A 23,749-nucleotide genomic window follows, 5' to 3' on the forward strand; every position below is an offset into this window, starting at 1 on the left:
GCTGCGATCCTAGGGTCGCGCGAGCATCCGCTCTGTCAGCCCTGCACCAGCGCGTGCTCGAGCGCCACCCACGGCAGCATCGCGCACTTGATGCGGGTGACGTAGCGCGAGACGCCACCGAGCGCGACCGCGTCGCCGAGCAGCTCCTCGTCGCCTTCCACGGCGCCCTTGGACTGCATCAGCTCGCGGAAGGCGTCGATGCGCCGGGTCAACTCGTCGGCCGGCAGCTCGTGCACGAGGTCGCTCAGCAGCGAGGCCGAGGCGGTCGAGATAGAGCAGCCCTGCCCTTCCCAGCTCACCGACTCGACGACGCCGTCGGCACCGCGGTGCACGTTCAGCGTCACCTCGTCGCCGCAGGTCGGGTTGATCTGGTGCGAGGAGCCCGCGGCGCCCTCGCGCAGGCCGTAGCCGTGCTTCTCCTTGGAGTGGTCGAGGATGACCTGCTGGTACATGCTCTCGAGTTCGCGCGAGGCCATCACGCCACCCGGAAGAAGTCGCGCGAGTCGGCGACGGCCTCCACGGCCGCGTCGATCTCGTCGGTGCTCGTGTAGAGGTAGCCGCTCGCCCGCGTCGTGGCGGTTACCCCGAAGCGCCGGTGGATCGGCTGCGCGCAGTGGTGGCCCACCCTCACGGCGATGCCCCGGTCGTCGAGGAACTGCCCGACGTCGTGCGAGTGGATGCCCTCGACCACGAAACTCGCGAGACCGACCCGCTCGGCGCCGGCGCCCGGGCCCAGCACCCGCACGCCGGGAACGGCACGGAGCCCCTCGGCGAGCCGGCGGCCGAGCTCGGCCTCGTGCACGGCGATGCGGTCGAGACCGACACCCTGCAGGTACTCGACGGCCCGGGACAGCGCGATCACCTGGGCGACGCGCTGCGTGCCCGCCTCGAAGCGCATCGGCGCCGGCAGGAACGAGGACTCGGTGAGGCCGACGGTGGTGATCATCGACCCGCCCGTCAGGAACGGCGGCAGCGCGTTCAGCAGCTCGGAGCGGCCGTAGAGCACACCGATCCCCGTGGGCGCGAGCATCTTGTGCCCAGAGAAGACCGCGAAGTCGACGTCGAGCGCCGTCAGGTCGAGCGGCAGGTGCGGCGCCGACTGGCAGGCGTCGAGCACGGTCAGTGCGCCAACGGACTTCGCGAGGGCCACGAGCTCGGCGACCGGGTTGACTCCGCCCAGCACGTTCGAGACGTGGCTGAAGGCCACGAGCTTCGTCTGCGGGCCGATCAGGGCCGCCGCCTCGTCGAGCCGCAGGGCGCCGTCGTCGTCGACCCCGATGACCTTCAGCGTCGCGCCGGTGCGGAACGCCAGCTCCTGCCAGGGCACGAGGTTCGCGTGGTGCTCGAGCTCGGTGGTGACGATCTCGTCGCCCGGGCCGATGCGGAAGCGGGCGGCTTCCGCTCCCCCGCGCCCGAGGGACGCGTTGGAGATGCCGTAGGCGATGAGGTTGATGCCCTCGGTGGCGTTCGAGGTCCAGACGATCTCGTCGTCGGCGACGTTCACGAAACGGGCCACGGTCGCGCGGGCATCCTCGAACAGCTCGGTGGCCTCGCCGGCCAGCGTGTGCGCTCCGCGGTGCACGGCGGCGTTGCTGTGCTCGTAGTAGTGGCTCTCGGCGTCGATGACCGCCTGCGGCTTCTGCGAGGTGGCGCCCGAGTCGAGGTAGACGAGCGGATGCCCGTTCACGCTGCGACCCAGGATGGGGAAGTCGGCACGCAACCGCCGCACCTCCGCGTCGCTCAGGCCGGGGCCGGTCGCAGTGCCCACGCTGTCGCGCGTGCTCAGGGTGCTCACGTTGATAGTCACAGATGCCTCGGGGTGCTCGGATTCCGTCTGTCGTTCACTGAGTCCAAGTGCTGCGGCGGACACTTCATTCCGCCGCTTCCGCACGCCCAGCCACTACGCAGAAGAGGCCCGGTCAGATGACCGGGCCTCTTCGTCTTGTTGCGGGGACAGGATTTGAACCTGCGACCTCTGGGTTATGAGCCCAGCGAGCTACCGAACTGCTCCACCCCGCGGCACAAGAAGAAACTCTAGCACACGTTCGGAGTGGTCGTCACCACCGGCCCGCTACTGCGAGGCGGCGATGGCCCGGTCGACGGCCTCCTTCAGGCGGGCGTCGGCCTCGCCGTAGGCGGTCCAGTCGGCGGCCTTCAGCGCGGCGTCGCGGTCGGCCAGGGCCTGCTGCGCGTCGGCCAGGGCCTGGGTGAGGGCGGCGTCACCGGTGAGGATGGGTGCCGGGGTCGACGTTCCGGGGTCGGTGGTGCCCGTGCCGGGGTCGGTCGTGCCGGTGCCCGGGTCGGTGGTACCGCCGTCGGTCGGGATCTCGGAGGTTCCTCCGCCACCCGTGTCGTCGGTCGGGATCACGTTCTCGTCACCCGCGTTCGCTCCCGAGTCGCCGCCGAACAGCGAGTCGAGCGCTCCGTCGAGGGTGTTCTCGAACGCGATCTTGTTGCCGAACGAGACCAGCACCTTCTGCAGCAGCGGGAAGCTCGTCTCACCGCGTGACTGCACGTAGACCGGCTGCACGTAGAGCAGGCCGCCGCCGACCGGCAGGGTGAGCAGGTTTCCACTGATCACCTGGCTCTCGCCCTGACGCAGCAGGTTCAGCGCCGAGCTGACCGCCGGGTCGGAGGAGAAGCTGTTCTGCACCTGGCCGGGGCCGGGGATCGTGTCGTCCTTCGGCAGCGTCAGGAGCCTCAGCTTGCCATAGTCGCCGGACTTCTCCCCGTCGGTGCTGCCGGCGTTCGCGTCGACCGCGAGGTAGCCGGTCAGGACGTTCCGGGAGCTCTCGGCGGACTGCTGCGTCGCCGGGATGAACGTCGAGTAGAGCGAGTACGACGGATCGTCCTGCGTCGGCATCTGCAGCGTCAGGTAGTACGGCGGCTGCAGCGTGGGGCTGGTCGAGGAGGACGTCGGGTCGTTCGGCGTCGTCCAGGCGTCCTCCTGCGAGTAGAAGGAGCCCGCGTCGGTGACGTGGTACTGACCGAGGATCGAGCGCTGCACCTTGAACAGGTCGGCCGGGTAGCGCACGTGGCTCATCAGCTCGCCGCTCATGTCGCTGATCGGCTTCACCGTCGATGGGTAGATCTTCTGCCAGGTCTGCAGCAGCGGGTCGTTCTCGTCCCACGCGTAGAGCGTGACCGAGCCGTCGTAGGCGTCGACCGTGGCCTTCACCGAGTTGCGGATGTAGTTGATGTCGTCGACGGGGTAGGCCGGCGTCGGCGTGTAGGTGTCGGCGATCGACGAGCTGAGCGACTGCACCCGCGAGTACGGGTAGTTCGCCGAGGTCGTGTAGCCGTCGACGACCCAGACGACCTTGCCGTCGACGACCGACGGGTAGGGGTCGGAGTCGATCGTCAGGTACGGCGCGACCTTGGAGACACGCTCGGCCGGGTCGCGGTCGTAGAGGATCTGCGAGTCGTCGTTCACGGCGTCGGAGAGGAAGATCTGCTCGGACTGGAACTTCAGCGCGTAGACGAGCCGCTTGAAGATGTTGTCGAGCTTCGGACCGCCGTTGCCCTCGAAGGTCGTGTACGTCTGCGACGCACCGTCCTCGCCCGACGGGTAGTCGAGCTCGATCTGGTCGGAGCCCTCCGGGCCGCCGACGATCGAGTAGGCGGGCGAGTTCTCACCGAAGTAGATGCGCGGCTCGAAGTCGCCGAGCTGGCCCACCGACGGGATGCCCGACTCGATGAAGACCGGCTGGCCGTCTCCGGAGCGCTGGTTGCCGAAGGCCGCGACCACGCCGTAGCCGTGGGTGTAGACGACCGTCTGGTTGTACCAGGTGGCGGACGAGCCGAGAGCGTCGATGTCGATGTCGCGCACGGTGACCACCGCATCCTGAACCTGGCCGTCGATGTCGTAGCGGTCGACGTCGAGGTGGTCGGGGAACTGGTAGTACTGCCGGAACTGCTGCAGCTGCTGGAACGACTTGGTGACGAGCGCGGGGTCGAGGATGCGGATGTTCGCGGTCGTCGCCGCGTCGTTGCGGAGCGCCCCGGGCTCGGCGGTGGTGGTCGCCTCGTAGGGCGTCTCCTCGACGTCGGCCACCCCGTAAGCGTCGCGCGTCATGTCGATGTTGCGCTGGATGAACTCCTGCTCGAGCGTGCGCTCGCTCGGGTCGACCTGGAAGCGCTGCACGACCCAGGGGGCGAGCGAGCCGAGGATGAGCGCGCTCACGATGAGCAGCGCGGTGCCGATGATCGGCAGGCGCCAGCGGCCGATGACCGCGGCCACGATGAAGAGCACGGCGACGAGCACCGCGATGCCGGCTAGGATCTGCAGGCCCGGGATGGTGGCGTTGACGTCGGCGTACGACGCACCCGTGATCAGGCCGGAGCTGTTGGCGAGCGTGGCGAACTGGTCGAGCCAGATGCTGACGGCCTGCAGCAGCAGGTAGATGGTGGCGGTGACGGCCATCTGGATGCGCGCGATCTTCGAGATGCGCACCTCCCGCTGCGAGAATCGGATGGCCCCGTAGAGGTAGCTCGTGGCGATGGCCGCGAGGCCGGCGACGATGACGACGGCCGAGGCGAAGCCGACGGCTCCGCGCCAGAACGGCAGGTCGTAGATGTAGAAGGAGATGTCGAGCCCGAACTGCGGGTCGGTCTGGCCGAACGCCGTGCGGTTCAGGTACTGCAGCGTCAGCTGCCAGCGGGAGGCGGTGGCGACACCGGCGAAGAGTCCGAGCACGGCCGGGACGCCGAAGGTGGCGAGGCGGCGGAGGGGCTCGATGACCTGCTGGTAGCGGTCGAGCTGCGAGTTGAGCTTCGCGTAGACGGGCCGCCAGCGGAAGGCGATCTCGATCGAGGCCCAGACGGGCACGGCCATGGCGACGAAGCCCACCAGGAACATCACTCCACCGGCGAGCCACTGCGTCGTCAGGACGCTGAGGAAGCCCAGCTGGTCGTACCAGAGGATCTCGGTGTAGAGGGTGGAGAAGACGAAGAAGAGTATGGCGAGCACGACCACGATCGCTATGGCGATCGCGAGAGTGACTCTCGAACGTCGTGCGGGCTTCTCTGCTGTTTGGGAAGTCACGTATGCCTCTGGCTCGCTGTGCGGTGTCCATCGATTCTAGACAATGGAATCCTAGGGAGAGCTGGCTGGGGGTACGCCCCGATTCGCTGGTATTCCGCTGGAGGCGATCAGCTGCAGGTGGGCAACGCCGAGGTGTCGCCGCCCGAGGCGACCGCGTCGAGTACGGCGAGCGAGTCGTCGAGGGTCGTCACTGCGAAGACCTGCAGGCCGTCGGGCACGTGACCCACGACGTCGTCGCAGTTGGCGGCCGGTGCGAGGAAGTACTCGGCCCCGGCGTCTTTCGCACCGACCATCTTCTGGCGGATGCCGCCGATCTCGCCGACCGCGCCGGCCTGGTCGATCGTTCCCGTTCCGGCGACGTTCTCGCCGCCGTTCAGTTCGCCCGGCGTGAGCTTGTCGATGATCCCGAGGGCGAACATCATGCCCGCGCTGGGGCCGCCGACGTCGTTCAGCTGGATGTCGACCGTGAAGGGGAACTCGAAGTCGTACCCGGCGCTGATGCCGAGTGCCGGAGCATCCGTCTGCTCGGAGATGACCGGGGTGATGGCGACGCTCTTCTCGGCGCCGCCGTCGCTGGGCTTGACCGTCAGCTCGGCCGGGGTCGAGGTGCCGTTCGTCGCGAGGGCCTCGCGCAGGGCGTCGACGTCGGAGACCGCCTGGCCGTTCACGGCGAGGATGGCGTCGCCCGCGTCGAGCTGCCCGGCGGCGGGGCCGTCGGGGTCGAGTCCGGCCACGGTGACCTCGGTCGTGTAGGAGATGCCGAGGTTCGACAGGGCGGCCGCGACGGCCTCCTTCTGGCTGTCGACCATGAGGGCGGCGTTCTGCTCGTCGCGCTGCTCGGTGGTGACGGTCGGCGGATAGACCGCGTCGATCGGGAGGACTGCCCGCGAGCTGTCGAACCAGGCGGAGAGGATCTCGGCCCAGGACGGGCGCTGCTCGGGCGTGCCCCGCACCGAGACGGTGAGCATGTCGAGCGTGCCGGCCGTGGGGTAGGTGTCGGCGCCCTCGATGGAGATCAGCGGCACGTCCTCGCCGTCCTGCTCCTGGCTGCCCAAGGTGTCGAAAACGGGGCCCGGCTGCTCGATCACGTAGGGGGCCGGCAGGAAGCTCATCACGAGTCCCAGCACGAGGGCGATCAGCAGCACGGTCCAGCCGGTGCGCACGCGGCGCGACGGGCGCGGCCGCGCGTCGTCGGGTTCGAACAGACTCACGGCATCCTCTCGCTGTCGGCACTCGGGTGGCTGTTCGCCACGGGCGCACGCAGCAGCGCTCAAGCTTATGGGAAAACCCAGCCTGGGCGGTGGGCCACCGGTTAGCGTAGGAGCACTATCTGACAGCCCGCATGGAGGACACCGTGAGCGACGAGAACCGCGACCAGCCGGAGGACGAGTTCCGCGACATGCTTCGGCAGTTCCTCTCGGGCAACTCCGACATCGACCCCTCGAAGCTGGCCTCCGCGGCCGGCCTGCCGTCCGATCCGGCCGCCGTGTCGCAGCTCATGGCGCAGCTGCAGAACGCCATGCAGGCCTCGGGCGACGGGGTCGACTGGAGCGTCGCCACCAAGCAGGCGCAGGAGATCTCGGCCGCCGGCAGCCTCGCCGTCACCGACCAGACGAAGGCGCAGCTCGACCAGGCCCTGCACATCGCGACGATGTGGCTCGACGAGGTCACCGGCCTCTCCGACTCGGCCGTCGCCCCCCGCCTGATGACCCGCCAGGAGTGGGCCACCACCACGGTTCCGGTCTGGACCCAGCTGGCCGAGCCGGTCGCCGAGTCGATCGCCGACGCCCTCACCGACGTGCTGCAGAACCAGGCACCGGAGGAGATGGCGGGCATGATCGCGGGCGCCAGCCAGTTGATGCGCAACCTCGGCGGCACCCTCTTCGCGATGCAGCTCGGCCAGATCGTCGGCCAGCTCTCGAAGGAGGTCGTCTCGGGCGGCGACGTCGGCATCCCCCTGCTCGAGGAGGGCCAGGCGGCGCTCGTGCCGCAGAACATGGCCGAGTTCGGCGAGGGTCTCGACATTCCCGACGACGAGGTGCAACTCTATCTCGCCATCCGTGAACTCGCCCACGCCCGCCTGTTCCGGCACGCGCGCTGGCTGCGACTGCACGTCATCTCGTCCATCACCGAGTTCGCCAAGGGCATCTCGATCGACACCGAGCGCCTCGAGGAGCTGGCCGGCAGCTTCGACCCCTCGAACCCCGAGGAGCTGAAGCAGGCGATGGCGAGCGGAGCGCTCATCCCGCCGAAGACCGAGCAGCAGCAGCACGCCCTCGCGCGCCTGGAGACCACCCTCGCCCTGATCGAGGGCTGGGTCGACACCGTCACCGCGCAGGCCTCGGTGCGGCTGCCTCGCTGGAACTCGGTGGCCGAGACCGTGCGCCGGCGCCGTGCGTCGGGCGGCCCGGCCGAGTCGGCGTTCGGCGCCCTGATCGGGCTCGAGCTGCGACCCCGGCGCCTCCGCGAGGCGGCGGCGATGTGGCAGCAGGTGACGGATGCGGTGGGCCAGGAGCAGCGCGACGCCCTGTGGTCGCACCCCGACCTGGTACCCACCACGGCCGACCTCGACGACCCGGCGGCGTTCATCGCCCGGCTGCAGGCCGGCGAGCCCGAGCCCGACGAGATGGACCAGGCGCTGGAGGATCTGCTGCGCGAGGAGGAGTCGCGGGGCGATTCGCCGCAGGGCGAGTCGCCGCGAGGGGACGAGCAGCCTCCGGTGGTCTGAGACGTCACCGGCCTCTCCTGCACGGGTCGGCTTCTTCGGCGTCTTCGCCGACCGGGCTGTTGATAACTGCTTGCGGGGCTGACCGGGGCGACAGGATGCCCGCATGGCACTCCGACTCTCTCCGTCCCATCCGTTGGTCTGGCGCACCCCCGACGAGGTGCAGTTCGGGGTCGAGCATCCGCTGCTGAGGCTGCGGGGGCTCGACGCCGGGCAGCACTTCCTGCTGGGGGTGCTGCAGAAGGGCGTGTCCCGGCCGGTGCTCGGCGCGCTCGCGTCGTCGCAGGGCATCACTCCCCCCTCGGTCGACGCCCTGCTGGCCTCGGTCACCCCGGCGCTCGAACGGTCGCCGCCGTCTCGGGCGGCCGCGCTCGACGGGGTGGCGGTAGAGGTACGGGGGCACGGGGCACCGGCGCCTTCCATCTCCGCGCTGCTGCGTCGGTGTGGGGCTGTCACCGCTGCACCGGGTGCCGCGCCGGCGTTCGGTGTGCTGGTCTCGCACTACGCCACGGCGCCACGCCGGGCATCCGCGTGGCTGCGCGACGACGTGCCGCACCTTCTCGTGGAGTTCGGCGACCGCTCGGTGCGTGTCGGGCCGATGGTCGTCGGCGGCACCTCGGCGTGCGCCGCCTGCCTCGAGTTCGCGCGCGCCGAGGCCGACCCCTGCTGGCCCGCGCTCGCCTCGCAGCTGGCGAGCCGTCAGGCTCCGACGGCGGACGCGGTGGGTGCGTCGATGGCGGCCGGCCTCGTCGTCGACGCCCTGCGCGAGCACCGCTCCCTCACCACGCGCGGCTCACCGAGCCCCTGGCCGGGCCGAGCTCTGCGGGTGCGGCCCTCGGCGATGCTCGAGCCCGACGGGGTGACGGTGGAGTCGCTTAGTCCGCATCCACGCTGCGGATGCCGGTCTCTGCCAGGAAGCGCGACGCCGTCCTCGCCGCCCCACGCCGGATCCCGGCCGCCGCCCACGAGAGCTGCAGCCGTTCCCGGGCCCGGGTGATGCCGACGTAGAGCAGTCGACGCTCCTCGTCGACGCCCTCGAGACCCGAGGCGTAGCTGATCGGCAGCAGACCCTCCGAGACTCCGACGATGAAGACCGCCGGCCACTCCAGGCCCTTGGCCGAGTGCAGGGTGGCGAGCGTCACGGCGCGCACGGTGGGCTCGTGCTGGGAGGACTGGCGCTCCATCAGCTCGTCGGTGAACTGGCGGAAGGTCGTGCCGGCGGGCATGCTCTCGGCGAGGCCGATCAGCGCGTTGAGCGACTCCCAACGGTCGCGCACGGCGCCGACGCCCTCGGGCGGAACCTGGGTCCAGCCGCGGGAGCGGAGCACGTCGCTGACCGACTTGAAGAGCGGCTCGTCCGAGATCGAGACCGAGGCGGCGCGCAGCTCCATCACGGCGCGCTTCACGTCGGGCTGGTCGAAGAAGCGGGTGGCGCCGCGGAGCTGGTAGCTGACGCCGGCCGCGGTGAGGGCCTGCTCGAGCGGGGCCGACTGGGCGTTGATGCGGTAGAGCACCGCGATGTCCTGCGGAGGCGTGCCCGACTCGACGAGGCGGGCGATCTCGGCGGCGACGCCGGCGGCCTCGTCGAGGTCGTGGCGGTAGGCGGTGACGGTGGGCTCGGGCGGGGTGTCGGCCACAGCCTCTGAACTCCTCGCCGCCGAGTGCAGGGTCAGGGCGCCGGGGCGGCCGCGCATCAGGCGGTTGGCCGAGGCCACGATCGGCGGGGTCGAGCGGTAGTTCTGCTCGAGCGTCACCACCGTGGCGCTCTCGTGCCGGCGGGGGAAGTCGAGCAGGAAGTCCGCGCTCGCCCCGGCGAAGGAGTAGATCGTCTGGCTCGCGTCGCCCACGACGCAGAGGTCGCGGCGGTCACCGAGCCAGAGCTGGAGGAGGTGGTGCTGCAGCGGGGAGACGTCCTGGTACTCGTCGACGACGAAGAACCGGTACTGCTCCCGCACCTGGATGGCGACCGACGGCTCGATCTCGATCATCCCCGCCGTGGCGAGCAGCACGTCCTCGAAATCGAGCTGCCGGCGCTCGTCCTTCAGCGCCTCGTAGCGCTCCTGCAGCTCGATCATCTGCTCGACCGACAGGTTCGAGGGCATCGTCCGCGCGGTGCGCGCCTTCAGCTCGTAGTCCGCGAGCGAGATGTTCGAGACCTTCCGCCACTCGATCTCGGCGGCGACGTCGCGGAGGGTCGCCGTGTCGACCCGCAGGCGCAGCGTCTCGGCCGCGTGGGCGATCGCCCGCGCCTTGTTCTCGACGATGCGGGGAGCCTCGCCCCCGATCACCTGCGGCCAGAAGTAGTTCAGCTGCGACAGTGCCGCGGCGTGGAAGGTGCGCGCGGCGACCCCGCCCGCGCCGAGCGGACGCAGTCGCGAGCGCAGCTCGGCCGCCGCGCGCGAGGTGAAGGTCAGCGCCATCACGCGGCCGGGCGAGTACACGCCGGTGGCGACGCCGTAGGCGATGCGGTGCGTGATGGCGCGGGTCTTGCCCGTGCCCGCTCCGGCGAGGATGCAGACCGGACCGAGCAGCGCCCGCGCCGCGATCCGCTGCTGCGGATCGAGGGCCTCCAGCAGCTCCTCCGACGAGGTGCCGATCATCCCTCTCCCGAGCCGCTCGGCACCGGGCGCTCGTCGGCCGCCGCATCGGCGGGCAGCACGACGGCGGACGCGGTCTCGCGCGGCAGCAGCGGTCCGCCGTACCAGCGCTCGATGATCGCCCGCGCGATCGACGAGGGCCCGGGCAGCAGGATGCCGTTGTCCGGGTCGACGATCTCCTCCCGGCTGAACCACCGGAGGTCGATGATCTCGTCGCCGTCGGGACGCTCGCCGGCGGCGCCGTCCTCGGCGACCCGCGCCATGAAGCCCACCATCAGCGAGGCCGGGAACGGCCACGGCTGCGAGCCGACGTACTCCGGGTCGGCGATCACGACGCCCGACTCCTCGGCGATCTCGCGGATGGCGGCCGCTTCGAGCGACTCTCCCGGCTCCACGAAGCCGGCCAGCAGCGAGTATCGGTTGTTCTCCCAAAGCGCGTTCGACCCGAGCAGCAGCCGCTCCTCGGCGTCGACGATGCCGACGATCACGGCGGCGTCGGTGCGGGGGAAGAGCTCGACGCCCTCGACGGTGCACCGCCTCACCCAGCCTCCGCTCTCGACCGTGGTGGTCGCTCCGCAGCGCGGGCAGTGGCTGCTGACGGCGTGCCAGTTCATCATCGCCAGGGCCTCGGTGAAGACTCCGGCGGCGCTGTCGTCGAGCTCGGTCGCCACGAGACGGAGGTTGACCCAGGCGGCGCCCGGGCGTTCCGCGACGAGGGCGTCGGCGCGAGCATCCGGGACCGTGATCGCGAAGACCGGGGCACCCGTCGGCCGATCGTCGGTGTCGAGCAGGATGCCGAGGTAGAGGCGGACAGGGCCGGCGGCGGTGTCGGGATCGGCGGTGTCGTCGCCCAGCTCGTCGGGGCGGAGGAGGGCGAGTTCGGTGCGGCGGTTCGCCGGCGGCTCGCCGAAGCCGTCCCAGCCCTCGGGGTCGGAGCCGGTCGAGGCGAGCGCCAGGCCGCGGTTCAGCACCAGCACGCGGGCGCGGTCGGAGGACCAGAGCCGGTCGAGGGCGGCGGGGTCGGAACGGGTGTCGTGGTCCCGGTCGATGCGGTGCCGCGAGAGGGGCAGCGAAGACGGGAAAGCGCGGGACATGGTTGACCAATCGTGCGTGGCGAAAGCCGGTGCGGGAGCCTGCCCGCCGTACCCTGGAGGGCATGGCGAGATCCCACTTCACTCTAGCCGCGCTCGCGACCTCGGCCGTCGCCGGGGCGGACATCGTCGCGACCCGCCCGCTCTCCACGAACACCGTGGGCCGCTTCGACTCGGCGGTCGTCACGCTGCGCTCGGGCGACGAACTGGTGGTGCGGGTGCCGCGCGACGACGATGCGGGCTCGGAGCAGTCGCGCGACCTCGTCGCCCTGAACGCGCTGACCCCGGGCGTGCGCTCGCGACTGCTCTTCCACGTTCCGGCCTTCCTCGGCCAGACGCCCGTCGGCGACACCCGGGCCGTGGTCTACGACTACATCCCCGGCCGCCCCGGGTCGCTCGCCGACGTCGGCGGCGAGGAGAGCGCGTCCGACTCGATCGGGCGGGCGATCGCGGGCATCCACTCGCTGCCCACCTCGGTGGTGTCGGATGCGGGGCTGCCCTCGAACTCGGCCGGCCAGATCGCCGCCACCTCCCGCAAGCTCACCGACCGCGCCGCGGCGTCGGGCCGGGTGCCGAAGGAGCTGCTGACCCGCTGGTCGCTCGCGCTGGAGGACAGCGCGCTCTGGCAGTTCCAGCCGACGGTCGTGCACGGGGCGCTCGCCCCGGAGTCGTTCCTGATCGCGGCCGACCAGGTCACGGGCATCCTGAACTGGCACAACCTACGCGTCGGCGACCCGGCGCTGGATCTGTTCTGGCTCAACTCGGCGACCCACATCGAGAGCGCCGACCGCGTCTACGCCGCCTACGCGCGCGCCGTGACGAAGCCCGCCGACCACCAGCTGCGCAAGCGCGCCCGGCTCTACGCCGAGCTGGAGATCGCGCGCTGGCTGCTGCACGGGGTCGACAGCCGCGACGAGGCCATCATCGCCGACGCCGAGAACATGCTCGCGGGCCTGCACGCCACCGTGCAGAACGACCTGCTCAACCCGCTGTCGACCGACACCGGCCAGATCATGGGTCTCGAGGACGTCGAGGCGCTGCTCGACCGCACCCCCGTCTCGGGCGGCGTCGCCGCGGGCGCTGCGCGCGCCGGTTCGGGGCTCGGCCCCCTCTCGAACGACCACGCGAACCGCATCGCGGAGGACTGAGCCGCTCCACCCTCGACGCAGAACGGCGAGGTGATCCGTGCCACCGTCAGAGCGCGGCGTCGCGCAGGAGCGCCTCGAGCTCGGTCTCGGAGTAGAGGCGCTCAGGGCGGATGACCGTGTCGTCGGCCACGAAGTAGAACGACGCGTCGACGAGGTCGACGTCGATGCCCTTCCAGCGCGCGTAGGCGAGGCGGTACAGCGCGAGCTGCAGCTGCTTCAGCTCGAGGTCGGCGGCGTCGACGGGCGCGCGACCGGTCTTCCAGTCGACGACCTCGAACCGCCCGCCCTCGGCGAAGATCGCGTCGATCTTGCACACCACGATGCGCCCGCCGAGCACCAGGTGGATCTCGACCTCGACCTCCTCGGGCCGCCTTGCCGCGAACGGCGACCGCTGGAACGTCTCGATCAGCTCGGCGAAGCGCGCATCCTCGGCTGACGTTGCGGACGGCTCGCGGTTCGAACCACCCACGCCGCGCCCAGCCCCGTCGTGAGACCCCTGAGCCGTCGCTGCCCCGGCCAGGTCGCCCAGAGCACCCGGACCGCCGAGGTCGTCGAGCTCGTCCAGGTCACCCGGACCGCCGAGGTCGTCGAGCTCGTCCAGGTCGACGAGGGCGTCGAGCGCGTCCAGGTCGACGAAGGCGCCGAGCTCGCCGAGGGTGGGGAGGTCGTCCAGCTCGTCGAGATCGTTCAGGTCGTCGAAGAGGTCGTAGCCGGGGAGGCCGTCTACGTGGTCGGCGCCGAGGGTGGGGAGGTCGACCAGGGCGTCGGCGCCGTCGCGGCGGAACATCTCCTCCACCCAGCTGTGGAAGCGCGTGCCGAGCCGCGTCTGTCGATAGGGCCGCTCGGGCATCGGCCGCTGCAGCGCGCGCACGACGGCCTGCGGGTCGGACACGTAGTCCTTGAAGCGCGACGCCGGGATGCGCACCGGCACGTCGAGCGCCACGTCGGCGCGGAGCCGCGCCCGCTCGGCCAGCAGCAGCTCGATGTCGTGGTCCCAGGGGGTGGTCGCGCCCGGGTCGGCCGCCTGCACCAGGGCCGCCGCCGACTCGACCCGCGAGCGCCGGCCGCCGAGGGGGTCACGCGGCCAGCTGACCCAGTTCTCCGCTTCTGCCAGCGGGTTGTCCTCGTGCTCGGGCGCATCCGGCAGCACACCCTCGGCGATCAGGCCGATCGACTCGAGCTCGCGAAGGTAGAGGCCGGGGCCGCGGGGGCGCTTGACACCGGTCGTCCAGAAGGAGCCGGTGAGCAGGAGCATCTCACGCCCGCGCGTGACCGCGACGTAGATCAGGCGGCGCTGCTCGGCGGCGTACTGCGAGGCGTTGTCGGCCAGGAAGGCGTCGAGCGCCGGCTTGAAGTCGCTCTGCGTGTCGAGGCCCTGCCAGGCGAGCTTCGGCAGCTCGGCGCTGTCGCCGCGGAAGTCGAACGGCAGTTCGCCGAAGCTGAGCCAGCCGCGGCTCGAGCGCGGGTCGCCCGGCAGCTCGCCGTCGACCATGCGCGGGATGGCGACGACGTCCCACTCGAGGCCTTTCGCCCCGTGGATCGTGAGGATCTGCACGGTGCCCGGCTCGGCCTCCTCGCTGCGCGGCTCCAGGCGGTCACGCTTCTCGGCCTCCTCGAGCCAGGACAGGAAGTCGCCGAGCCCCGCGGTCGGGTCGAGCGCGAGGAAGGACGTGAGCTGCTCGGTGAAAGCGTCGAGGCTGGCACGGCCGAGGGTGTGGTGGGGGCTCGCGAGCACCTCGATGTCGAGCAGGAGCTCCTGCTGCACGAGGTCGACGAAGTCGACCAGGCCGAGACCCGCGCGGGTGCGGAGGTGGGCGAACTGCGCCGCTGCACGGCGCAGGCGGTCGAGGCCGGCCTCGCTGAACGGCTCGAGCGCGCGGTGGTCGGGACGCGCGGTGGCGAGGAAGTCGAGGGCGTCGACGATCGACCTGTCCTCGTCGTCGACGACCGAACCGCGGAGTCGGCCGGAGACCTCCGGCTCGAGCTTCTGGAAGCGGTGGTCGCGTTCGGCGATCCAGGAGGCCAGGGCGCGGAGGGCGACGAGGTCCTTCGTGCCGATGCGCCAGCGCGCGCCGGCGAGCACGCGCAGCAGGTCGGACCCCGCGGTCGGGTAGTAGAGGACGCGGAGGGTCGACACGAGATCGGCCACGGCGGGCTGGCCGAGGAGGCCGCCGATGCCGAGCACGTGGTATCGGACGCCCCGCGCCTCGAGCGCGGCCGTGAACGGCTCGATCTTCTTCACCGAACGGCAGAGCAGCGCCGCCGACGGGCGCGTGCCGTCGGGGCGGGGGCGCAGCTGCTCCTGGAGCCACGCCGCGACCTGCTCGGCCTCCTCGCGCACGGTCTCGCTGAAGCCGACGTCGAGCCGCCCCGCCATGACGCCCGGGCGCGGCCCCAGCTCCTCGACCGGAATGCCCGAGGTGGCGGTCAGCGGCCGCACCAGCGTGTTGGCGGCCTCGAGCACCACCTCGGGGTTCCGCCAGCTCGTCGACAGCGCGAACGGCGGCGCGCCGGACGTCCCGGTCGAGGCGGACCCCGCGCTAGCGGCACCCGGAGACGGGGCGAGCGCCTCGGCAGCCGCGCTCGCACCCGCATCTGCAGCACCTGCACCCGCGCCCGAACCCACACCCGCACCCGCGCCCGCGCCCGCGGAAAGCACGGCAGGAGCCGGCTCCGCCGCAGCCGCCGCCTGGCCCGGCCCACGCCGGGTGTCGCCGAAGTCGGCGCGGAAGCGCGCCAGGTTCGCCGCGCTCGCCCCGCGCCAGCCGTAGATCGACTGGTGCGGGTCGCCGACCGCCATCACCGCATGCTCGCGGAACAGAGCCGAGAGCAGGCGCGTCTGCACGACGCTCGTGTCCTGGTACTCGTCCAGCAGCACGACGCGGAAGCGGTCCCGGTAGTCCGCCACCACCCGCGGCGTGCCCTCGACGATCTCCAGCGCGAGCGCGATCTGGTCGGAGAACTCGACGTAGCCCCGCCGCACCTTCTCGGCCGCGTACTCGTCCGCGAGGCCGAGCAGCAGCGGCAGCGACGCAACCGGCGCGATCGCCGACTCGAGGTAGCCGAACACGGCGCCACCCCGTGAGCTCTTGCCCTTCGGCAGCTCGGCCAGCGCCTGGAACCGCTCGGCGTAGCGCACCACCGGACCCGACCCGGTCACGTTCTCGCTCAGCGCGCGGCTGAGGTTCAGCACCGCCGACGTCACCACGTCGACCGACCGGTCGATGCCGAGGAGCCGCTCGTCGCGGCTCGCCACCACGACCGATCGTGCCAGCTGCCAGGCCGACGCCTCGCTCAGCACCGCCGCCTCGCCCTCGCGGCCGATCAGCACGGCGTTCTCCCGGAAGATGCTGTTCGCGAACGCGTTGTACGTCGCGATCTCGGGCGCGTCGAACGGATCGGGCTCCCGCTCGGTCACCCGTGCCTCGGCCAGCTGCGCGAGCCGTTTCCGGATGCGCTCCGCCAGCTCCCCCGCCGCCTTCCGCGTGAAGGTCAGCCCGAGCACCTCGGGCACCTCCACCAGCCCGTTCGCGATCAGCCAGACCACGCGGTTCGCCATGGTCTCGGTCTTGCCGCTGCCCGCGCCGGCGACGACGATGCGCGGGTCGAGCGGCGCCTCGATCACCGCGCGCTGCTGCTCGGTCGGCCGCGGCAGCCCCAGTCGGTCGGCGATCTCGACGGCCGGGATCAGGCCGTCGGGCGTGCGGCGCAGCGGGCGCCCCTCCGCTGCACCGGGCGACTCGCGCCCAGACCCGGGCGACTCGGCCCCAGCCCCGGCTGCGACCACGGCCGCTGGTGATGAGTGAGACCGCTGGCCCGATTCAGGCGACGGATGCTCGGCCCCCGCGCCCCGCGGCACGACGAAGGCCTCTGGGTCGTCGAGGTCGGCGAGGTCGAACAGCGCGTCGCTCATTCGCTCACCGCCTTGATCAGCTGGATGCGGTACTCGTACCGGTTCTGGTTGTCCCGCTCCTCGGGGGCGGCGACGCCCGGGAACTCGGCCAAGGCCATGCCCTCGGCGACCGCCTCGATGCGCCGGGCGATCTCGGCGAGGGCCTCGTCGTCGAGCGGATCCTGCACGCGGAGGGTGAACCGCGCCTCGCGGTCGCCCTTCGCGACGTACAGCAGCGCCGCGCCTCGGTGCGATGGCTCCTCGGCGAGGCCGCTCAGGAACGGCTCTGGATCCGCATCCGGATCGCCCAGCCCGTCGACCGTGCCTCGGGCGAGCGCCAGCTGGTAGGCCGCCATCTGAGCGTGACCCGGCATGTCGGCCGCGCGCACCGGGTACTTGCCGGTCTTGAGGTCGATGACGAGCAGCGTGCCGTCGCCGTCGCGCTCGACGCGGTCGATCGACCCGTTCACCTGCGCGCGGCCCTGCCGGAACGAGAACCCGGCCTCGGCGCCGACGAGCTCGTGACCGTCGCGGCTCTCGAAGCGGCGGAGGTAGTCGGCCAGGCCGTCGAGCTTGGTCTCGAGGGCGCGTCGCTCGCGCTGCTCGATCCAGGGGGCCTCGAAACGCAGCTCCTTCCAGCGCTCCTCCGAGACACGCGCCAGCGCCTCGACCGTCGGCTCGGCCTCGGGGTCGGTCGACACCGACTCCATCGCGGCATGCACGATCGTGCCGATGCCGGCGGCCAGGCTCTTGGACCCTCCCGCGACCTGGTCGACGAACCAGATCAGCGGTGACTGCTCGAACGCCTCGATGCGCGAGGGCGACACCCGCACCACGGCCTCCTCGTCAGTGGGGTCGATGACAGGCTCGTCGGTGGACGCGGTGAGCAGTCCGTACCACTCGGCCGGATCGGCGCCGGGCGCGCCCTCCTGGGCGAGCCGGGCCAGCGCGGCGGCCGCGCGGGCGTCGCCGTCCTCGGCGACCCGGCGGCGGAGGTACCCGGTCAGGCCGCGCAAGGTGAGCGGGTGCCGCGCCTGGGCGATCGGCTCGGCGTCGGGGGCGAAGCCGAAGAACGGCGAGGGCTGCTCGTCGTCGTTCGCGACACAACTCAGCACGGTCAACGCCCGCGACCGCGACACGGCGAGGGCGAACATCCGCAGCTCGTCCCCCAGTACCTCGGCCCGCTGGGCGGCAGCGGCCGCCCCCGCAGCAGCCTCCTCGCGAGCAGCACCCTCAGCTCGACCAAGACCCGCAGCAGCCCCTCCGTCGTCATCGGCGTGTGCCGGCGGTGTCGGGCCGAGAACCGAGCCGGCGGATGCTCGGCCCGACGCCACGCCCGACAACGCCGCCGCGGGCGCAGCCCCCGACAGCGCCGCGCCCGACAGCGCCGCCCCCGACAACTCCCCCGCCTCGGCGAGCGCCGTCAGCCGCTGCGCGTGCAGCAGCGACCCCCGCAGCCGGAGGTTCGGCCACACCGACTCCTGCAGCCCCGCCACCACGACGACGTCGACCTCGACCCCCACCGCACCCGTGGGGGTCGTGACGAGCACGGCGTCGCTGCGGGAGCGCGGCGAGAGCGTGTCCTCCGGCACCTCCGCCGTGAGGAACTCGTCGAGGAACAGCTCGGCCGGCCGCTCCGGGTCGCGCTCGACCGACCGTCGGGCCGCCGTGAAGAGGGCCACCGCGCCGTCGAGGTTGCGGTTCGCCTCGTCGGCGACGATGCCGGTGCCGGCCGCGAGGTCGCCCCAGCGCTTGGCGAGACCGGTGCGCTGCCAGAGCTCCCAGAGCAGCTCCTCGACGCTGGCCCCGGCCTCATGACTCGCGCGTACCGCGGCGAGGGTCGTGCCGAGCGCCGCCACGCGCCGCGCGGGCGCGGAATCGATCGTCGCGAGCACGCCCGGGATGCGCACCGCCTCCTCGAGCAGCTCATCCGAATGCCGGCTGCCGCCGCTCGCGAGCTCCTCGTGCCGCAGCGCCAGTCGCAGCCGACGCAGCCCCACCGCATCGACCCCGCCGAGCGGCCCGAGACTGAGCGACGACACCGCCGCCGGTGTCAGCTCCAGCCGACCGATCGCGAGCGCCACCCCTTCGGCGAGGTGCCGCGCCGCGTAGTCGTCGCGGAGCGCCTGCACCGCCGAGAGCGTGCGCGTCGGCACCTCGGCGAGCCCCAGCCCGCGCGCCATCGCCGGCACGAGCGCACCCGAGCGCACGATGACCGCCATCTGCGACCACTCGGTGCCGTGGAGCAGGTACTGCTCGCGCAGCAGCCGCGCCACCGTCGCGATCTCACCTGCCCGCGTATCGGCCTGAATGTGCAGCACGCGCCCAGCACCAGCACCGCCACCTACCGCAGAAGCTGGGCCCGGAGCCGCCGCCGAACCAGCGCCGGCACCAACACCGGCCTCCACCGTGTCCCGCTGCCGCCCCGCGGCCGCCGCCCCGATCCGTTCGGTCACCCTCCGCGTCAGCCCCCGCAGCGCCCCCCGCTGCCGATGCGACTCCCGCAGCAGCACGGGCGGCAGCGTCGGCACACCGAGCGCCCGCGACAGCTGCCCGAGCGCCCGCACGTCCGACCCCCGGAACCCCGTCGTCGCCGTGTCGGGATCACCGAACGCCACCACGGCCGCCCCCTGCCGCGCGAACTCCCGCACCAGGTTGACCGCCCCGATCGCCAGGTCGGGGAAGTCGTCGACCACCACGAGCCGCAGCCCAGCGGGCAGCCCGGCGTCACGCACGATGCGCCGCGCCTCGGCCAGCAGCTCCGCCGAGTCGAGGTGCGCCACCTCGTACGCCTCGAGTGTCGCCTGGTACTCGGCCAGGAAGGCGGCCGCTCCCTCCCACTCCGCCAGCCCGTGCGCAATGCCGAGCCGCCCGAGCGCCGCCGGGGACACCCCGTTCTCGGTCGCGCGCATCATCAGCTCGCGCAGCTCCGTGCGGAACTCCTTCAGCCTCCGCACCTCCGGCGGCAGCGACGCCGGCCACGGCACGGCCGCCCGCCCCGCCAGCTCGTCCTCGATGCCGCCCTGCAGGAGCTCCGCCACGATCCTGTCCTGCTCGGCACCGGTCAGCAGCGCCACCGCGCGCGACGGGGCAGCGGATGCCCGAGCCACCCCCGCGACCGGGGCCGCCCCCGCGCCGGCCGCGGTGCGATCTCCTCCCGTGCGCACGATCCCGAACGCCGCCGAACTGGGCGTGCGCGCGAGCGGACCGCTGCTCGGCACCCCCAGCTGCAGCGCCACCCGGTCGCGCAACCGCGTCGCGCTCTGCCGGGTCGGAGCCAGCACCAGCACGCTCTCGGGCGCGAGCCCGTGCCGTTCGACGCGGTCGGCGACGAACTCAACGAGCGCCGTCGTCTTGCCCGTGCCGGGAGCACCGATCACCGCGAACGACGCCTCGACCGGCCGCTCCAGCAGCTCGGGCGGCACGCCCGGGCGAGAGCGCGGCGAGCGCGACGCGGCCTCCGCCGGCGCCTCGGGGGGCGTCGTGCGGGAGGCGTCGGACGGAGCATCGATCACGGCCACCACGGTACCGGCCGCCTCCGACATCGCCGGCCGCGCATCCGCTCGCCCTCGTCGGCGAGCAGCAGAACGCAGACCTCGAAGGCGAGACCGCCCCTCTGTTCGCTCTGGGCTGGTGCCCGCGCGCCCCATTCGGCGGGCGCTGTCGGGGGTGTGCCGTAATCTGAACTCGTGGCCGGTCGAATCGGTCACGTGACGTGAAAGGCACACCTGATGGACATCCGTATCGGCATCGCCAACTCGCCCCGTGAGCTCAACTTCGAGTCGAGCCAGTCCCCCGCCGAGATCGAGGCGATCGTCTCCGACGCCCTCACCAACGGCAGCACCCACGTCTCGCTGAAAGACGACAAGGGCAAGCAGTACCTCGTTCCCGTCGCCTCGCTGAGCTACGTCGAGATCGGCAGCGAAGAGTCGCGCCGCGTCGGCTTCGTCGCCTAACCTTCTCGCATGGAACTGCTGTTCATCACCCTCGGTGGCGTCATCCTCGGGCTGATCGCCCGCTACGCGCTGCCGAACCGCGATCGGCACGGCGTCGTGGTGGTTCCCGCCATCGGCGCGGCCGTCGCGGCGGTCGTCTGGGGCATCCTCACCTGGGCCGGCCTCCCGTGGGACGGGGGGTGGATCTGGGTGATCAGCCTGGTCGTCACGGCCGTCGCGGTCGTGGTCGCCGACGTGCTGATCGGTCGCCGCCGCAGGGAGCGCGACGAGGTTCGCCTGCAGCAGCTGCTCACGGGCCGGGTCGCGGCCTGAGCCGAGCGCTTCACGGCGGCGCTGCCGCCTGAGCATCTCAGCGCCCAGTAGGCCGGCGGATGCGCGGCCGGCGCAGCACGCACCGCCCACGCTGTACGCCTAACCAGCAGTCGGGCGGATGCGCGGCAAGCGCCTAGGCCGTCAGCCCCAGCCGGTCCATCCGCCGCGTGTGCGACGCGATCATCTCGGTGAACACCGGCTCGATCCGCTGCTCGTCCGACTCCTGGTTGCCCGAGAGGTGGATGGCCGAACGGCACACGAGCAGCGTGTCGCCCACGACCCGCCGCCCCCACATCGCGAGCCGCGGCCCGAGCACCGGGTCGGCGGCGATCCCGTCGGCCAGCAGGTCGGCGATCGCCCGCCGGCCCGTCTCGGCGTCGAGGATGGCGACGCAACGCGGCGCGATGTCGCCCGGCAGCCCGGCGGCCAGCAGCGTGAAGAAGTCGTCGAGGATGCCGGCGGTCAGATACACGCTCGCCAGCTGCTCGAACCAGTCGCCACCGCGCACCAGCGAGCGGTAGCGGTCGATCCCCGCCGTGAACGGCTCGATCACCTCGGCCGGCACGTCGACCCGCCGGCGGATCTCGGCGACCAGCCGTTCGTGCTTGTCGAGCGCCTGGCTGGCCGCGGGGGCCAGCACCTGCTTGGCGGCCACCGTCGGGGCGGCGGCGATCGCATCCGACACCTCTTCGAACACGGCCAGCTGCACATAGGCGGCCTGGCCCAGGTAGGGCAGCACCTCGGGTGTCAGCTCGGCCAGGTTGACCTTCGGGTAGCTCGCCGAATCGTCCCGGGGTTTCAGCCGCGGGATGTCGATGCGCACCTTCGGGCGGCGGAGAAAACCGAACACGACGCCAATCCTAACGGGGCCCGCCGCGGCCCCCCGACCCACGGCCGACGCGTCCTCGACGGCTCCCCGACCCGCCGCCGCGGCCCTTCCGGCCTGCGTGCAGGCCCCGTCCACTAAACTCGACCCGGGCCCTGACGCAAATCGGGGCAATCCGCCGCCGCCCGGCGCCATCGCCGGTCATCGCTCAGAGCATCCGAGCGCCGTTCCTCACTACGGCGGCACCGCTTCCACGACAGGTATCCACGTGAATTTCTCAGACCTCAAGGTCGACCAGGACATGGTCGACGCCCTCGCCGCGAAGGGCATCCTCGAACCGTTCCCCATCCAGGAGCAGACGATCCCCCTCGCCCTCGACGGGCAGGACATCATCGGCCAGGCCAAGACCGGCACCGGCAAGACCTTCGGCTTCGGCCTCCCCCTCATCCAGCGCCTGGGCCTCGACCCCGAGCCGGGCGTCAAGGCGCTCGTCGTCGTGCCGACCCGCGAGCTGTGCGTGCAGGTCACCGAAGACCTCGAGATCGCCGCCGGCAACCGCCCCACCAAGATCGTGTCGATCTACGGCGGCAAGGCCTACGAGGGTCAGATCGAGCAGATCAAGGCCGGCGCGCAGATCGTCGTCGGCACCCCGGGCCGCCTCCTCGACCTCGCCGGCCAGCGCCTGCTGAACCTCGGCGCGGTGAGCGAGATGGTGCTCGACGAGGCCGACAAGATGCTCGACCTCGGCTTCCTCGCCGACATCGAGAAGCTGTTCGCCCAGACCCCGGCGAACCGGCACACCATGCTCTTCTCGGCCACGATGCCCGGCCCGATCGTCGCGCTCGCGCGCCGCTTCATGAACCGGCCGATCCACATCCGCGCCACCGACCCCGACGAGGGCCTGACCCAGGCGAACATCAAGCACCTCGTCTACCGCGCCCACAACATGGACAAGGACGAGGTCATCGCCCGCATCCTGCAGGCCGAGGGCCGCGGCAAGACCGTCGTCTTCACCCGCACCAAGCGCGCCGCCGCGAAGCTGGTCGAGGAGCTCAACGACCGCGGCTTCAACGCCGCCGCCGTGCACGGCGACCTCAACCAGGAGCAGCGCGAGCGCGCCATGGCCGCCTTCAAGGCCGGCAAGAAGGACATCCTGATCGCCACCGACGTGGCCGCCCGCGGCATCGACGTCGACGACGTCACCCACGTCATCAACCACACCATCCCCGACGACGACAAGACCTACCTGCACCGCGCCGGCCGCACCGGCCGCGCGGGCAAGACCGGCATCGCCGTCACCTTCGTCGACTGGGACGACCTGCACAAGTGGGCGCTGATCAACCGCGCCCTCGAGTTCGGCCAGCCCGAGCCGACCGAGACCTACTCCTCGTCGCCGCACCTGTTCTCCGACCTGAACATCCCGGCGGGCACCCGCGGGCGCCTCAAGGCCACCTCGCGGTCGGCCGAGGCCGGCACCGCGCCCCGCTCCGACCGGGGCGAGCGCGGCGGAGACCGTGGCGGCGACCGCGGTGAGCGCGGCGACCGCGGGGCACGCGGCGGCGACCGCCCGGCCCGCGGCGGAGACCGCGGAGCCCGCACGGGTGCCCGCGCCACCCAGGGCACGGTCTCGGCACCGGCGACCGAGGCGTCAGGCACCGAGTCCGACGCGCCGGTGACCGCAGCCGTCGCGGCCAGCGCCACCGCCGGTGGCGAGAACGCGGGCGCACCGCGCAACCGCAACCGCAAACGCCGCTCGGGTGGCTCCGCCCCCACGTCCGTACTCGACAACGACACCTCGCGGAAGCTCGCCCCCGGCTCGCTCGCCTCGGGCACGCTGCCCGCCGCCATCAAGGAGTCGAACGCCGGTGCGACCGAGTCCACCTCGGCCGGATCCGGCAGCGAGCACCACGACGGCAACAGCGCCCCGCGCCGCCGCAGCCGCTCGCGCCGCCGCGGCCCCCGCCCCGCGGGCGAGTAGCGCTCGACAGCTGAACGCCGAAGACGGCCGCGCCCCTCGGGGCCGGCCGTCTTCGGCGTTCCGGGCGTTCAGCCGGGTCGACGGATGCTCGCGCCCGACCCCGGGCAGAGCATCCGCTCATCGTCGTCACCATGACGGCAGCCACCGCTCGACGCGGGCCGGGCATCTGCTCATCGACCC

General features: G+C 72.0%; 14 protein-coding genes and 1 tRNA gene. 5 read left to right on the forward strand and 10 right to left on the reverse strand.

What is annotated here, in order from left to right; genetic code table 11:
- Window positions 1-35 precede the first annotated feature (35 nt).
- From sufU to HQQ85_RS05235, 5 genes are all read right to left on the reverse strand, one after another.
- Window positions 36-476, reverse strand: coding sequence for a Fe-S cluster assembly sulfur transfer protein SufU (sufU, locus tag HQQ85_RS05215; RefSeq protein WP_173181400.1), 441 nt, complete (start codon window positions 474-476; stop codon window positions 36-38).
- Window positions 476-1,795 (reverse strand): cysteine desulfurase, encoded by a 1,320-nt coding sequence (locus tag HQQ85_RS05220; RefSeq protein WP_173181401.1) that lies wholly within the window; start codon window positions 1,793-1,795, stop codon window positions 476-478. Before HQQ85_RS05220 ends, sufU begins: the two co-directional genes overlap by 1 nt.
- A 150-nt stretch (window positions 1,796-1,945) precedes the next feature.
- Window positions 1,946-2,019: transfer RNA gene (locus HQQ85_RS05225), tRNA-Met, on the reverse strand.
- A 52-nt stretch (window positions 2,020-2,071) separates the two neighbouring features.
- Window positions 2,072-5,044, reverse strand: a complete 2,973-nt coding sequence (locus HQQ85_RS05230) for a UPF0182 family protein (protein ID WP_371741769.1) — start codon at window positions 5,042-5,044, stop codon at window positions 2,072-2,074.
- Between the two features lie 107 nt (window positions 5,045-5,151).
- A complete protein-coding gene (locus tag HQQ85_RS05235) occupies window positions 5,152-6,255 on the reverse strand; it encodes a PDZ domain-containing protein (protein ID WP_371741770.1) in 1,104 nt (367 codons plus the stop codon).
- A 143-nt stretch (window positions 6,256-6,398) separates the two neighbouring features.
- Here HQQ85_RS05235 and HQQ85_RS05240 point away from each other — a divergent pair, with 143 nt between their 5' ends.
- Window positions 6,399-7,772 carry a zinc-dependent metalloprotease gene (locus HQQ85_RS05240; RefSeq protein WP_371741771.1) on the forward strand — a complete coding sequence of 458 codons (1,374 nt, stop codon included), beginning with the start codon at window positions 6,399-6,401 and terminating at the stop codon, window positions 7,770-7,772.
- Between the two features lie 872 nt (window positions 7,773-8,644).
- On the opposite strand, the gene HQQ85_RS05245 is transcribed toward HQQ85_RS05240, so the two are convergent.
- Both HQQ85_RS05245 and nudC read right to left on the reverse strand, forming a co-directional pair.
- A complete protein-coding gene (locus HQQ85_RS05245) occupies window positions 8,645-10,369 on the reverse strand; it encodes an ATP-dependent helicase (protein ID WP_173181402.1) in 1,725 nt (574 codons plus the stop codon).
- Window positions 10,366-11,460 (reverse strand): NAD(+) diphosphatase, encoded by a 1,095-nt coding sequence (gene nudC / locus HQQ85_RS05250; RefSeq protein WP_173181403.1) that lies wholly within the window; start codon window positions 11,458-11,460, stop codon window positions 10,366-10,368. Before nudC ends, HQQ85_RS05245 begins: the two co-directional genes overlap by 4 nt.
- 62 nt (window positions 11,461-11,522) lie before the next feature.
- Between nudC and HQQ85_RS05255 the strand changes: the two genes are divergently transcribed.
- Complete coding sequence (locus HQQ85_RS05255) at window positions 11,523-12,605, forward strand: phosphotransferase (protein WP_173181404.1); 1,083 nt, start codon at window positions 11,523-11,525, stop codon at window positions 12,603-12,605.
- 46 nt (window positions 12,606-12,651) lie between these two features.
- Here the strand turns inward: HQQ85_RS05255 and HQQ85_RS20940 are convergent, their stop codons facing one another.
- Both HQQ85_RS20940 and HQQ85_RS05270 read right to left on the reverse strand, forming a co-directional pair.
- Window positions 12,652-16,518, reverse strand: coding sequence for an ATP-dependent DNA helicase (locus HQQ85_RS20940; RefSeq protein WP_254069117.1), 3,867 nt, complete (start codon window positions 16,516-16,518; stop codon window positions 12,652-12,654).
- A complete protein-coding gene (locus HQQ85_RS05270; protein WP_173181405.1) occupies window positions 16,515-20,012 on the reverse strand; it encodes a PD-(D/E)XK nuclease family protein in 3,498 nt (1,165 codons plus the stop codon). The genes HQQ85_RS20940 and HQQ85_RS05270 overlap by 4 nt, the downstream gene beginning before the upstream one ends.
- Before the next feature lie 216 nt (window positions 20,013-20,228).
- Between HQQ85_RS05270 and HQQ85_RS05275 the strand changes: the two genes are divergently transcribed.
- Window positions 20,229-20,453 carry a DUF3107 domain-containing protein gene (locus HQQ85_RS05275; RefSeq protein ID WP_173181406.1) on the forward strand — a complete coding sequence of 75 codons (225 nt, stop codon included), beginning with the start codon at window positions 20,229-20,231 and terminating at the stop codon, window positions 20,451-20,453.
- 9 nt (window positions 20,454-20,462) lie between these two features.
- Window positions 20,463-20,765 (forward strand): hypothetical protein, encoded by a 303-nt coding sequence (locus HQQ85_RS05280; RefSeq protein WP_173181407.1) that lies wholly within the window; start codon window positions 20,463-20,465, stop codon window positions 20,763-20,765.
- Between the two features lie 133 nt (window positions 20,766-20,898).
- On the opposite strand, the gene HQQ85_RS05285 is transcribed toward HQQ85_RS05280, so the two are convergent.
- Window positions 20,899-21,615 (reverse strand): ferritin-like fold-containing protein, encoded by a 717-nt coding sequence (locus HQQ85_RS05285; protein ID WP_173181408.1) that lies wholly within the window; start codon window positions 21,613-21,615, stop codon window positions 20,899-20,901.
- A 277-nt stretch (window positions 21,616-21,892) separates the two neighbouring features.
- On the opposite strand from HQQ85_RS05285, the gene HQQ85_RS05290 reads away from it, so the two are divergent.
- Window positions 21,893-23,569, forward strand: coding sequence for a DEAD/DEAH box helicase (locus HQQ85_RS05290; RefSeq protein WP_254069264.1), 1,677 nt, complete (start codon window positions 21,893-21,895; stop codon window positions 23,567-23,569).
- Window positions 23,570-23,749: the final 180 nt, after the last annotated feature.

Source organism: Herbiconiux sp. VKM Ac-2851 (assembly GCF_013205105.1).
GTDB lineage: Bacteria > Actinomycetota > Actinomycetes > Actinomycetales > Microbacteriaceae > Herbiconiux > Herbiconiux flava.

Excerpts from the sequence above, each read along its gene's own strand:
- sufU (WP_173181400.1), bottom strand. The coding sequence starts at position 476 with ATGGCCTCGCGCGAACTCGAGAGCATGTACCAGCAGGTCATCCTCGAC.
- HQQ85_RS05245 (WP_173181402.1), bottom strand. The coding sequence starts at position 10,369 with ATGATCGGCACCTCGTCGGAGGAGCTGCTGGAGGCCCTCGATCCGCAG.
- nudC (WP_173181403.1), bottom strand. The coding sequence starts at position 11,460 with ATGTCCCGCGCTTTCCCGTCTTCGCTGCCCCTCTCGCGGCACCGCATC.
- HQQ85_RS05255 (WP_173181404.1), top strand. The coding sequence starts at position 11,523 with ATGGCGAGATCCCACTTCACTCTAGCCGCGCTCGCGACCTCGGCCGTC.
- HQQ85_RS20940 (WP_254069117.1), bottom strand. The coding sequence starts at position 16,518 with ATGAGCGACGCGCTGTTCGACCTCGCCGACCTCGACGACCCAGAGGCC.
- HQQ85_RS05275 (WP_173181406.1), top strand. The coding sequence starts at position 20,229 with ATGGACATCCGTATCGGCATCGCCAACTCGCCCCGTGAGCTCAACTTC.
- HQQ85_RS05280 (WP_173181407.1), top strand. The coding sequence starts at position 20,463 with ATGGAACTGCTGTTCATCACCCTCGGTGGCGTCATCCTCGGGCTGATC.
- HQQ85_RS05290 (WP_254069264.1), top strand. The coding sequence starts at position 21,893 with ATGGTCGACGCCCTCGCCGCGAAGGGCATCCTCGAACCGTTCCCCATC.